Source organism: Liquorilactobacillus cacaonum DSM 21116 (assembly GCF_001436735.1).
GTDB lineage: Bacteria > Bacillota > Bacilli > Lactobacillales > Lactobacillaceae > Liquorilactobacillus > Liquorilactobacillus cacaonum.
Window position 1 is genome coordinate 192,851 of record NZ_AYZE01000015.1, and the last position, 12,706, is coordinate 205,556.

10 protein-coding genes and 1 pseudogene are annotated in these 12,706 nt (G+C 33.7%); 3 read left to right on the plus strand and 8 right to left on the minus strand.

Translation table 11 applies throughout. The annotated features are described in order from the left end of the window. Window positions 1-46 precede the first annotated feature (46 nt). The 4 genes from secA to FC80_RS07605 all read right to left on the minus strand — a co-directional run bounded on the left by secA (window position 47) and on the right by FC80_RS07605 (window position 5,377). Window positions 47-2,410 carry a preprotein translocase subunit SecA gene (gene secA / locus FC80_RS07590; RefSeq protein ID WP_057829537.1) on the minus strand — a complete coding sequence of 788 codons (2,364 nt, stop codon included), beginning with the start codon at window positions 2,408-2,410 and terminating at the stop codon, window positions 47-49. Window positions 2,411-2,697: 287 nt separating this feature from the next. Continuing rightward, complete coding sequence (gene hpf, locus FC80_RS07595) at window positions 2,698-3,237, minus strand: ribosome hibernation-promoting factor, HPF/YfiA family (protein WP_057829538.1); 540 nt, start codon at window positions 3,235-3,237, stop codon at window positions 2,698-2,700. Between the two features lie 116 nt (window positions 3,238-3,353). Further along, window positions 3,354-3,881: a ComF family protein gene (locus FC80_RS07600; protein ID WP_235807254.1), complete on the minus strand. Its 528-nt coding sequence runs from the start codon at window positions 3,879-3,881 to the stop codon at window positions 3,354-3,356. Window positions 3,882-4,045: 164 nt separating this feature from the next. Next, window positions 4,046-5,377 (minus strand): ATP-dependent helicase ComFA, encoded by a 1,332-nt coding sequence (locus FC80_RS07605; protein ID WP_057829540.1) that lies wholly within the window; start codon window positions 5,375-5,377, stop codon window positions 4,046-4,048. Window positions 5,378-5,465: 88 nt separating this feature from the next. Between FC80_RS07605 and FC80_RS07610 the strand changes: the two genes are divergently transcribed. Further along, window positions 5,466-6,065 carry a YigZ family protein gene (locus tag FC80_RS07610; RefSeq protein ID WP_235807255.1) on the plus strand — a complete coding sequence of 200 codons (600 nt, stop codon included), beginning with the start codon at window positions 5,466-5,468 and terminating at the stop codon, window positions 6,063-6,065. Between the two features lie 87 nt (window positions 6,066-6,152). Here FC80_RS07610 and FC80_RS07615 read toward each other — a convergent pair whose 3' ends face one another. Both FC80_RS07615 and FC80_RS07620 read right to left on the minus strand, forming a co-directional pair. After that, window positions 6,153-7,241, minus strand: coding sequence for a glycosyltransferase family 4 protein (locus FC80_RS07615; RefSeq protein WP_057829541.1), 1,089 nt, complete (start codon window positions 7,239-7,241; stop codon window positions 6,153-6,155). 121 nt (window positions 7,242-7,362) lie between these two features. Then, window positions 7,363-9,192 (minus strand): APC family permease, encoded by a 1,830-nt coding sequence (locus FC80_RS07620; RefSeq protein ID WP_057829542.1) that lies wholly within the window; start codon window positions 9,190-9,192, stop codon window positions 7,363-7,365. Window positions 9,193-9,636: 444 nt separating this feature from the next. Here FC80_RS07620 and FC80_RS09620 point away from each other — a divergent pair. Continuing rightward, window positions 9,637-9,738: pseudogene (locus FC80_RS09620) on the plus strand (IS6 family transposase); the annotation flags it as partial. Between the two features lie 159 nt (window positions 9,739-9,897). Here FC80_RS09620 and groL read toward each other — a convergent pair. Both groL and groES read right to left on the minus strand, forming a co-directional pair. Next, window positions 9,898-11,520, minus strand: a complete 1,623-nt coding sequence (gene groL / locus FC80_RS07625) for a chaperonin GroEL (RefSeq protein ID WP_057829543.1) — start codon at window positions 11,518-11,520, stop codon at window positions 9,898-9,900. Between the two features lie 35 nt (window positions 11,521-11,555). Further along, window positions 11,556-11,840, minus strand: coding sequence for a co-chaperone GroES (gene groES, locus FC80_RS07630; RefSeq protein ID WP_057829544.1), 285 nt, complete (start codon window positions 11,838-11,840; stop codon window positions 11,556-11,558). A 176-nt stretch (window positions 11,841-12,016) separates the two neighbouring features. On the opposite strand from groES, the gene FC80_RS07635 reads away from it, so the two are divergent. After that, a complete protein-coding gene (locus FC80_RS07635; protein ID WP_057829545.1) occupies window positions 12,017-12,649 on the plus strand; it encodes a CPBP family intramembrane glutamic endopeptidase in 633 nt (210 codons plus the stop codon). Window positions 12,650-12,706: the final 57 nt, after the last annotated feature.

The following is a 12,706-nucleotide window of genomic DNA, read 5'->3' on the forward strand; positions in this document are numbered from 1 at the left end:
TAACACATTCTCATATAAAATGAACATGTTAAGATTCTTAAAAAAATTACCGTTTAATATCTTGTCTTATTTCAGCTTTCAAGAACAGACGTGTAACATCATATTCAATATCACCAATCATTTGTTCAAACATTCTAAAACCATCAGTCTGGTATTCCACTAATGGATTTAATTGTCCATACCCACGCAATCCGATTGATTGCCGTAACTGATCCATGCCATCAATATGATCAGTCCATCTTGAATCAACTACTCGTAAAACAACTACCTTCTCAAATTCTAACATTTGCGCTGCATCATATAATTGTTTTTCTTTCATCGCATAATTAGCATCTGCGCAATCCATCAAGTAATCAACAATTTCTTCCGGTTTCTTATCTTCTAAATCATTAATTGAAATATTATCTTCATTTACCATTGCACCAATCGCAAAATCAAGAATAGCTTGTAAATTCCAATCCTTTTTTTCACCTTGTGTATGCATTTGCACAAAATGATCAACCGTCCGCTTAATCATTGCCAAAATAATTGGTTTAAGCGTTTTTTCTTCCATAATTACTTGCTGTCTTTGTGCATAAATAACTTCACGCTGTTCACGCATAACATCATCATACTGTAATACTTGTTTACGCGTATCGTAATTATTACCTTCAACACGTTTTTGTGCTGATTCAACTTGACGAGAAATCATCTTACTTTGAATAACTGCATTTTCATCAGAAACCTTAAAGCGTTCTAAAATGGCTTTTACTCTTTCCGAACCAAAACGAAGCATTAAGTCATCTTCAAGTGAAAGATAAAATTGAGTTAATCCAGGATCACCTTGACGTCCAGAACGTCCTCGCAACTGATTATCAATACGTCTTGATTCATGTCGTTCCGTACCAATAACAGCTAACCCACCAACCTCGCGAACACCTGGTCCAAGCTTAATATCAGTCCCACGTCCAGCCATATTAGTAGCAATCGTTACCGCTCCACGCTGTCCAGCATTCATAATAATTTCAGCTTCTTTAGCATGATTTTTGGCATTCAAAACAGCATGAACAATCCCGGCTCTATCTAGAAGTTCTGAGAGCAATTCGGAAGTTTCAACAGCAACAGTTCCCACCAAAATTGGTTGTCCCTTTTCATTGCGTTCTCGAATATCCTCAATAACTGCATCAAATTTACTTTTTAAGGTTGGATATAGTAAATCTGCACGATCTTCCCTTAAAATTGGCTTATTAGTTGGTATTGAAATAACTTCCATATTGTATATTTCACGGAATTCCTCTTGCTCAGTTTTAGCAGTCCCAGTCATCCCAGCGATTTTTTTATACATTCTGAAAAAGTTCTGATACGTAATATTAGCCATTGTTTTTGTTTCTTGTTGTATTTCAACATGCTCTTTAGCTTCTATTGCCTGATGTAGTCCATCAGAATAACGACGACCATCCATAATACGACCAGTAAATTGATCAACAATTAAAACTTCACCATCTGAAACAACATAGTCTTTATCACGAAGCATAATAAAATTAGCCCGCAAAGCATTGTCTAAATGATGTGTCAATGCTGTATTATCTGGATCATATAAGTTCACCAATCCAAAGTATTTTTCTGCTTTTTTAATACCCTCTTCGTTTAAAGAAACCGTCTTAGACTCAAGATCAATTTTAAAATCAGCTTCCTCTGTCAATGTCTTTGCAAAACGATCTGTCCTAGTATATAGGGTAGTTGATTTTTCAGCTTGACCCGAAATAATTAACGGCGTTCTAGCTTCATCAATCAAGATTGAATCAACTTCATCAACAATTACAAAATTAAGAGGTCTTTGTACCATATCTTCGCGATAAACAACCATGTTATCACGGAGATAATCGAATCCTAACTCACTATTTGTAGAATACGTAATATCACAATTATACGCGTTTCTTTTTTCATCAGGTGACAGATTTGAAACATTCAATCCAACAGAAAGGCCTAACCAAGAATACAATTCACCCATTTCTTTTGCATCACGAGCAGATAAATATTCATTAACCGTCACAACATGAACACCTTGACTTGCAAGTGCATTTAAATAAACCGGCATGGTAGCAGTTAAAGTCTTTCCTTCACCTGTTTTCATTTCAGCAATATTGCCTTCATGCAAAACAATTCCCCCATAGATTTGAACTCTAAAAGGGTATAATCCTAAAACTCTTTTAGCTCCTTCGCGCACAACTGCAAAGGCTTCTGGTAGAAGATCATTTAAAGATGCTCCAGCAGCAAACTTTGCTTTTAACTCAGGCGTTTTTGCTTGTAACATTTCATCGCTCAAAGATTCCATATCTTCTGCGTAAGCTTCAACCTTATCAGCAATCTTACCCAAGCGTTTTAATTCTCTATTATCACTTTCAACCCATTTTCTTAGGACATTTGCCATGTCATATTTCCTTTCCAAACAGCTCAATATAAAAATTTATTCTGTTATCTAAAAAACAGTATGCCACTGTGTATTTTACCATTAATTGTTCAATTTTAAAACAACAAAAAAAGTTATGTCAAAACTCTTGCTGAGACAACCTTAAAAAAAGGCTACTCAACCTAACAATCTATAAAATCAATTATCACAATAAATCTATAGTATTCGACTATAACTATGAAAGTATCTATTAAGAATAAATTAAAAGCCAAGTCAAAATTAGTTTTTAACTTGGCCTCTCTTCTTAATTAGTCTTCTACTTCAATCAGTCCATATCTACCGTCTTTTCTACGGTAAACAATGCTAACCCCATCCGTCTGTGAGTCCTCATAAATAAAGAAATCATGTCCTAACATATTCATTTGAAGTACTGCCTCTTCACTATCCATAGGCTTCAAGGAGAAATGTTTTGACCTAACAATATCAAACCCATTATCTACCTCTTCAGAATCTTCTATTACATGAATTTCTTCAAACCCTTTTTCACGTGATTTACGATTAATTTTAGTTTTGTGCTTGCGAATTTGACGTTCTAGCTTATCAGTCACTAAGTCAACGCTAGCGTACATATCTGGTGATGTTTCCTCTGCTCTTAAAACTAGATAAGGCAATGGAATTGTAACTTCAACCTTCGCAGTCTTGTCTGAATAAATCTTCAAGTTTATGTGAGCTGTCGAATTAGACGTATCTTCAAAATACTTCTCTAATTTAGTTAACTTCTTTTGAACATAACTTCTAATCGCATCGGTAACTTCGATATTTTCTCCACGAATATTGTACTTTAGCATAACAAACCTCTCCTTTCACAACTCAACATAATTACCTATCAATTATAATTGAACAAGTAATGTACGCTAATTATATTATAAAAGAAAACGTTACAATTAACAAATATTATCTTTAATTACCTTGCAAGAGTAATTGTTTCAATTTTTTTTACTCCTGCATTTTTCAACACTTCTGCAGCAAAATAAAGAGTTCTACCCGTCGTATAAATATCATCAAGCAATAATATATTTTTATCTTTTACAATTTCTTCATATTGACTATTTAACTTAAATGGTTGTTTTCTTCTTAGGCGTTCATTTCTATTCAATTTTGATTGTTGCTTTTTTTCTTCACTTTGAACTATCAATGCCCTTGTAAAATTTACCCCTGAAAACAGCCCCTCCACTTGGTTAAACATTCTTTCTTGATAACTTTTTATTGAAATCGGTATTGGAACATATAGCCAATTACTACCATACTCTTTTTGCACAAACTTTCTTAATTCCTGATTAAATACATTTAAAAAATAATAATCACCTAAAAATTTAAACTTTTGAAAATAGTCTTTCATTTTTTCATTGTATTCATAGAGCGCAGTATTTTTTAGTAATTTACCATTGTATTTTTTTATCCATTTCTTACAATCATTACAAAATCCACTCATTTCTAATACTCTACTACAGCCTTCGCACTTTATTTTTCCAGATAATGCTCTAAATCCTCCCTGACAATCTTGACAAATTAATTTTATTTTTCTTGGTTGTAGTGAAAGTATCCATTCAATCTCAAAATTATCATTAATGATCCCTTGACAAATCAAACATGACTTCATATTCTAAGCTTTCTTCCTTTAGCATTCAATAACTGAATTTGTTTTTTTGCATCAACCACATTCTTCTTCCTTTTTCCACATATGAAAATTACATCACCTTTTGGATTTTGAGCACTCCTGCCAACTCTTCCGGCAATTTGTACCAACGATGAACTGGTAAATAACTCATCATCTGCACCGAGTACCAAAACATTTAGACCCGCAAAAGTTACCCCTCGCTCGAGAATAGTAGTGGTCACTAGATATTGATACTCACCATTTCGCATTTTTTGAACTTTTTCAACTCTGCGTTTATCTGCCGAAAAAACAGTTGTCCCATTGCATCTTCCCACAACAAATTTTATCATTACTTCATTTATAATTTTCAAATACTTTATATGTGAAACAAAAACAAAAAAAGGGTGTTGCTCATCAATCCACTTATTTATTATCTTTCCGATTTTTTTCTCCATTTCCCCTTTTTTGAACTTTTCTAACCAATTCGATTTAATAATTATTTGAGGAACTGGCAATTCTTTACCATGGTACCTCAAGGGAAGATATCCAACCTCCATTTTTTTCATTTTTACTTCTTTGAGTAAAGATTTAGTAGGCGTTGCTGTAAGCATTATTAAAGAACTGCTTGTTTTCCTTGCAGCATTCACAGCTCCAACTAACATACTATTGTCTTTAAATGGGAAGGCATCTACTTCGTCAATAATTAACATGTCAAATGCCTCTTTAAATCTGATTAGTTGATGTGTAGTACAAACCACCAATTGTGAATATTCATACCTTTCTGTCTGATATCCATGTAAAAGAACAATCTTAATATGTTTAAATGCTTCATTTAGCCTTGGGTATAACTCATTGCATACATCGATTCGAGGTGAAGCTATGCAAACACGCTTACCTTTTTTGAAGGCTTCAGCCAACGCTGCAAATAATATCTCCGTCTTTCCAGCCCCTGTTACCGCCCACAACAAAAAATTTTGATTTTCTTCTTGCACCTGAACTATTTTATTTGAACATTCCAGTTGACTCATTGATAATTCTCCGCCCCAAGTTAATGGATTTAAATTTTCAACAAATCTATTCGGCTCTTTTATCGTGTATAATATATGTTGTGTTGTAATCCGACCCAACATGATACATTGGGGACAAAAATACTCTTGATTAGGTAAAATTGCTCTTTTCTTCACTGTTTTTTGATTACATCGATTACACATAATTTTATTTTTTTGAACTTCAATTGCTTCAATTTTGAAAACTGAAGTAATATCCTTCAAAATAAATTGTTCTGTTTTTTTCAATGGTACCAATCTACCAAAAAAATCCTCATCTTTCATCTTTTTACCTCCCTACAATAATAAATACGCAAAGAAGGTTACTACAATTAAAAGCTATCTTACAATTAAAGAACGCAATTCTGCAGAATTGGTAATTAAAAAATCTATTTTTATTTGCAGCGTTGCACGAACAGAAACTGAGCAAGAAGCTCAACAGTTTATAAAAGATATAACTAATCAAAACGCTAAAGCTCGTCACAACTGTTTTGCCTATGTAATTGGAGATAACAATGATATTCAGCGACAAAGCGATAATGGCGAGCCCTCAGGGACAGCCGGTGTTCCTATTCTTGAAGTTCTTTTAAAAAAAGATATTCACAATGTAACGGCCGTAGTAACAAGATATTTTGGTGGGATAAAACTTGGAACTGGCGGCCTAATTAGAGCCTATGGTCAATCAACCTCTCTAGCACTCGAGAAAAATATAGTTTTGAAATTACCTAAGAACATAACAAAAGTAACAATTGCTTATTCACAACTTAATAAGCTTCAAAACTTTTCAACTACTAACAATTTATCACTTGACCAAATATCTTATCAAGAAAACGTTACCGTGTTAATTGCCACAAAAATTTCTGAAACACATTATTATTTAGAAAAAATCAAAGACTTACTTAATGGCCAAGTTGAATTTGACTCACTTGGTATAAATTACATTGAAGTTTCACCTGATGAACAATCAACATAACAATAATTGAAAGCAAAAAAAATGGCATAATTAATCTCCAAGAGAGAAAAAATTGCCAGAACATCGAAAAATATACCCATTAAATTGTTATTGTTTCTTGTCTTTTTTCTTTTTTAATACTTTCCATATCCATCTCAATACTGGGCGTCTTTCTGGACCCACCAACCCAATTGACTCAACGAACAATTCAAGTCCCAAAAGAGTCGCAATTGTCAATAATACTGAACCTAATACATTAGAAATAGGATAAAGTAACGATATCATTGAAAAAATAAGTGCTATCCCATATATCACAAGGACAGTCTGCGTGTGTGTCAATCCCATCTCCATAAGTCTATGATGTAAATGATGTTTATCCGCTTGAGCAATTGGCTTTTTATTTAGGAATCTTCTTAATACCGCAAAAACCGTATCTGTAATTGGAACACCAAGAATTATCATAGGTATAATTATTGTGATAAATGTTGCATTCTTTAAACCATATAGTGAAAAAGTGGCAATCATAAATCCTATAAAAAGAGCACCAGTATCTCCTAAATATATTTTTGCCGGATGAAAATTATATGGTAAAAATCCTAATAACGCAGCTACTAACATGAAAATCCAAACTGAAACATATGTACTTGTAACTGTTAAAAAGAAAAAGCCAGTAATGCCTGTAGTAAACAAAGCAATCGCAGACACACCTGTTGCAAGACCATCTAATCCGTCTATTAAGTTAACCGCATTTGTAATCGCCAAAATCCAAATTAACGTAATAGGCAAACTCAAGAGTCCCAAATTGAGCGTCCCCAAAAAAGGAAGCGTCAAAGTTGTCATTCTAATATTTGCAAAAAAATAAATTACCAACCCCGCACATGTTATTCCAAATATCTTTTGCTTAGGTGTTAGTTCAAAAACATCATCGAGTACACCTGTCAATATTATTACACATTCAGCTGCTAGTAATGGCCAAAACTGACTACTTGGATACTCTTTTCTGAGAAAGAAAATGTTTGTCAAATTAAAGGCAATAAAAATTGCAAGTCCACCCATTGTCGGCATTGGGGTTTTATTGACACGCCTAGCATTTGGATTATCAACCGCACCTATCTTAAATGCTAACTTTCTGATGATTGGTGTCAAAAAAAATGAAAATGCCAGTGTTGCCAAAAAAGACGCAACAACTATATACATACGCCGTCCTCTTTCTTTTTCTTCAATAAATTAAAGAAGAGCTTAATTATTCTACTAATTTACAAACTAGTCATCTAGCATTATAGCATAAACTCTAGTTACTTTATAGAATCCCTATACTTTACTTCTTTAAATGATAACTATATGTTGCCACAATAATATTTTCTCTAGAATTCAAAACAGCACGTAATCTCAAACTTGTTTGATTATGCAAAATATTCTGCCACGGCTTTCTTGGAACAAATTGTGGCACTAAAACTGTCATCGAAAAGTTTTTTTCTGAAGAATTTTTTGCAATCACATCACAAAAACGCAATACTGGTGCAGCAACTGATCGATATGAAGAATGTAAATCCACAAAACGCACATCCGGAAATGATTCTTTAAATTCCTTAGCAGTTTCATGCTCTTTTTTGGGATTTTCATCAAAAGAAACATGCATCGCTATCACATAATCACCGATTGATCTAGCGTAGTTAATCGCACCTGTCGTTACATGTGTTACAGAACTTACAAGCACAATAACAGTTGAACCATTATAATCATGTAAGGCTGCTTCTTCACTCAAACGCAATTGTGATGCGACCATTATATAGTGTGCATGAATTTTTCGAAACGCAAACAAGAGTACTGGCATGATTATTAAATATGGCCAAACATTTTGAAAATGTAATAAAAATAAAAATACGACTAAAAGAAAAGATATGGTCGTTCCTAAAAGGTTCACAAGCGAATTTAAAATCCAATTTTTGCCTCTTTCCCTAATCCAATGAATTATCATTCCTGATTGTGAAAGTGTGAACGGTACAAAAACACCTACTGCATATAATGGAATAAGTAAATTAGTTTGTCCATCAAAAATAAAAATTAGCACAATTGCACCTATAGCTAATGAAATAATCCCATTAGAATAGGCTAACCGATCTCCTTTATCCATATACATATGGGGCATAAACTTATCTTTAGCCAAATTGTATGCCAAAATAGGAAATGCAGAAAATCCTGTATTGGCAGCAACAGCAAGAATCATAGCTGTTGAGAACTGTAATAGATAATAAAAAATACCCTTTCCAAAAACAGCCATCCCAATTTGTGATAAAACTGTTTCTTTACTATTTGGAAGCACACCTAAATAGTAGCTTAAAAAAGTCACGCCAGAGAAAAAAACACCAAGAATCAGTGCCATTAAAGCTAATGTATTAGCTGCGTTTTTTCTTTTAGGCTTTTTGAAATTAGGAACAGCATTACTAATTGCTTCAACACCCGTTAAAGACGATGACCCTGCCGAAAAAGCCTTGAGAAATAAAATTATAGACATCCCAGGGACCACTCCACCGATAGGAGATGCTGCATTATATTGAATTTTATTTGTAGCAATATTAAAAAGGCCCCATATAAGCATTGAAATTAAAATTGTAATAAATAAATAAACTGGAAACGTCAAAAAAGAAGCGGATTCCCGCATACCACGTAAATTTAGTGTCATAATAAACAAAACAATCACAATCGAAATTCCAATACTATGCGCACGTAGGTAAGGAATCGCAGATGTAATTGCCTCAGTTCCTGAAGTCACAGAAACAGCAACAGTCAACATATAGTCTACTAACAAGGACCCACCCGCAACTAAGCCTACTGGGGTTCCCCAATTTTTTGTAGCAACTACATAGGCACCTCCACCTGATGGATACGCATGAATTATTTGTCTGTACGATAAAGTTATTGCAAATAATAAAACAAGGACAATCCCAGCAGCAGGAAGTGCATACCATGTTGCTGCCGCCGATAAGACAACTAAAACAGCAGTAATTTGCTCTGTTCCATATGCAACAGACGACAATGCATCAGATGACAAAAGCGCCAATGCCTTAAATTTCGTCAGTTGTTGATTTCCTTCATCCGAAGTTTTTAATGGTTTACCTATTAATAACCGTTTTAAATAACGCCACATTTAATTTCCCCTCTTCAATGAGCAAGATAATTTATAATAGAGCTGATCCAGTAACAAGTATTAATCTTGTTCAATTTAATTACGATAAACAAATACAATTCATCTGGCAAAAATCTTTATTATCTTTGAAATATTTATAATAAATAAACTCAACATAATATTAAATTTTTACTAGCTCAACTCAAATTTTCATCCTTTCTAAATAATTTATCACATTTTACACTTACATACATCTCAAATAACAGAACCAATTTAATTCAAATCACTTCGTTATATTCATTTTTTTATAAATTACTAAATTAGTGTTCATCAAATATTGCCCCTCGGTATTTTAGAATTATATTCTCTAAAGGGTTCTGGTGCAAAAATTCTCAGATAACTCTATTTCGAGTATAATTAGCCTAAAAAGCGGGGTAGCTATGATGAAAAATTATTTTAAAGGGCGGCATTGAGATAATGCACCAATTACATAAAAAAAGCCAAAGGGCGCCTAATCTCTTTGGCTTTTCGTCATCACAAACGTTGAACAAATTATTAGTTGGCTAACTACATAGCTTTTATCACTCTGGGTTAATATGGATAATTTATTATTTTTGCACCAGAACCCTCTAAAGTACATTAAAAAAGAAACTAAGCCAAAATTAAGTTTTGACTTAGTTTCTCTCTAATTAGAACTTAAACAAAGACACGTACCGTGTACTTTAATTACATCATTCCACCCATTCCTGGTGTTGGAGCTGGTGCAGCTGGCGCCTCAGGAGCAGGAACATCAGCAACAACAGCTTCAGTTGTTAACAAAAGTGCAGATACACTTGCTGCATTTTGTAATGCCGAACGAGTAACCTTTGTAGGATCAACAATACCTGCTTTTACCATGTCAACCCATTCATCTGTTGCAGCATTATATCCAATCCCTGGTTCTTGTGATTTTAATTTTTCAACAATTACAGATCCTTCGAGACCCGCATTTGCTGCAATTTGACGAACTGGTTCTTCCAAAGCTCTTTTAACAATATTAATTCCTGTTTGAACATCACCAGTTTCTTCCAATGCTTCAACTTTACTAATTACATTAACTAAAGCTGTACCACCACCTGAAACAAAACCTTCTTCAACTGCAGCTCTTGTAGCATTCAAAGCATCTTCAATGCGATATTTACGTTCCTTCAATTCAGTTTCAGTTGCAGCACCTACTTTAATAACGGCAACCCCACCTGCAAGCTTAGCTAACCTTTCTTGCAATTTTTCACGATCAAAGTCTGAAGTTGTTTCTGCTATTTGTTTTTTGATTGTATTAACGCGATCTGCAATCTCTTCTTTGTTTCCTGCGCCTTCTACAATTGTTGTCTTTTCTTTAGTTACAGTAATTTTGCTTGCCGAACCTAATTGTTCAACAGTTGTATCTTTTAACTGTAACCCAAGGTCTTCTGTAATAACAGTTGCACCAGTTAATGTTGCAATATCTTGTAACATTTCTTTGCGACGATCGCCAAATCCAGGTGCCTTAACTGCAACAACGTTGAAAGTTCCACGAATTTTGTTCAAAACAAGAGTTGGCAAAGCTTCTCCATCAACATCATCAGCAATTATTAGCAAAGGTCGTCCCTGTTCTACAATTGACTGTAAAAGATTTAAAATTTCTTGGATATTTGAAATTTTCTTATCTGTAATCAAAACATATGGAGTATCTAAATCTGCTTCCATCTTATCATTATCTGTAACCATGTATTGTGATAAATATCCGCGATCAAATTGCATACCTTCAACAACATCCAATGATGTATCAATACCCTTTGATTCTTCAATAGTAATTACACCATCGTTACCAACTTTTTCCATTGCATCGGCAATTAAACTACCAATTTCCTCATTAGCAGATGAAATTGCTGCAACTTGTGCAATATCACTCTTTGATTCAACCTTGTGTGACATTGCATGTAATTCGTCAACTGCAGCTTTAGTTGCAAGTTCTATACCACGACGAATACCAACGGGGTTTGCACCAGCTGTTACATTCTTCATTCCTTCAGTAACAATTGCTTGAGTTAAAACTGTAGCAGTAGTTGTTCCATCTCCAGCAATATCATTTGTTTTTGATGCAACTTCAGCAACCAATTTTGCACCCATATTCTCAAAATGGTCTTCTAATTCAATCGCTTTAGCAATTGTGACACCATCGTTAGTAATTGTTGGAGAACCATAAGATTGCTCCAAAACTACATTTCTTCCCTTTGGCCCAATTGTTGACTTAACTGTATTTGCTAATTTATCAACCCCTGCAAGCATCTTCGAACGTGCATCTTCTGAAAATTTAATTTCTTTTGCCATTAATAATTCACCTCATAGTCAATTTTAATAAAATGTTAGTCTACAATCGCAACAATATCTTTTTCATGTACAACCAAATAATCTTTTTCTGCGTATTTGACTTCTGTGCCAGCATATTTATCAAATAAAATGGTATCACCGACTTCAACTGATAAAGCAACCTTTTCGCCGTTATCTAAAACTCGGCCTGTCCCAACAGCAATTACATTCCCTGTTTGGGGTTTTTCTTGTGCATTGCTTGCAATCACAATCCCGCCAACATTTTGTTCCTCATCTTTTTGAACTTCTAAAATAACACGATCTCCTAAAGGTTTAAGCACTGTGTATCCCTCCAATATTGTTTTGCTTTTAGCACTCAATCTTATTAAGTGCTAATTACAACTATTACTATAATCAATCTTTCTACAAAATGCAAGTAATTTATCACTCTTACACTGAGAGTGCTAATTATAATATGCTATACTATAAGTATCATTTAAAACGAATGGAGCCTCTTATGAATATTCGCAGAAATTCTTTATTTTTATTGCTAACTTATTTAATTGTCATGTTATTTTCAAGTAGTTTATTTTCAATAATAAAAGACAGTATGCTTTCCTTTACTTCAGTTATTTTTGTCAGTATTTTTGGTGCTTTTTTAATGTTTTTTATTAATAAAAAAGTTCCTTTTGAAAATTATATTGAATTAGGAAATAAAAGCCTTAAAAAAAGCTTACTTTATGGTATCTTTGGTGTTGCTCTAGTGTTTGTTGTTCAAGAACTCACACTGCTAGTTGATACTTATTTGTTGCATCAATCAACCTTTTCCGAAAACACAAATCAAATATTAACTATTCTCACTCATTATCCCTACTACCTCCTATATGTGATTATAGCTGCCCCAATAATGGAAGAATTCATTTTTCGCAAAGTCTTTTTTGGTAACTTATCTACAATTATAAAACCTGGTGGTGCCGCTATTTTTTCAAGTATCTTATTTAGTGTTGCTCACGCAGATGGCCATTATCTAACTTATTCATGTCTTGGACTTACGTTATCCTATATCTACTATAAATCGCATGACATTAAGGCACCAATTATAACTCACTCGCTTATGAATCTCATTATTATACTTACACAAATAAAATAAAAAAGGAGCAGGCCAAAAGTGAATTTACCCTAACTCCTAATTTATTTTGTGCAAGCA

Bases quoted from the DNA above. Each gene is read 5' to 3' on its own strand.
- groL (WP_057829543.1), bottom strand. From the start codon at position 11,520: ATGGCAAAAGAAATTAAATTTTCAGAAGATGCACGTTCGAAGATGCTT.
- FC80_RS07635 (WP_057829545.1), top strand. From the start codon at position 12,017: ATGAATATTCGCAGAAATTCTTTATTTTTATTGCTAACTTATTTAATT.
- FC80_RS07605 (WP_057829540.1), bottom strand. From the start codon at position 5,377: ATGAAAGATGAGGATTTTTTTGGTAGATTGGTACCATTGAAAAAAACA.
- FC80_RS07600 (WP_235807254.1), bottom strand. From the start codon at position 3,881: ATGAGTGGATTTTGTAATGATTGTAAGAAATGGATAAAAAAATACAAT.
- secA (WP_057829537.1), bottom strand. From the start codon at position 2,410: ATGGCAAATGTCCTAAGAAAATGGGTTGAAAGTGATAATAGAGAATTA.
- FC80_RS07620 (WP_057829542.1), bottom strand. From the start codon at position 9,192: ATGTGGCGTTATTTAAAACGGTTATTAATAGGTAAACCATTAAAAACT.
- hpf (WP_057829538.1), bottom strand. From the start codon at position 3,237: ATGCTAAAGTACAATATTCGTGGAGAAAATATCGAAGTTACCGATGCG.
- FC80_RS07615 (WP_057829541.1), bottom strand. From the start codon at position 7,241: ATGTATATAGTTGTTGCGTCTTTTTTGGCAACACTGGCATTTTCATTT.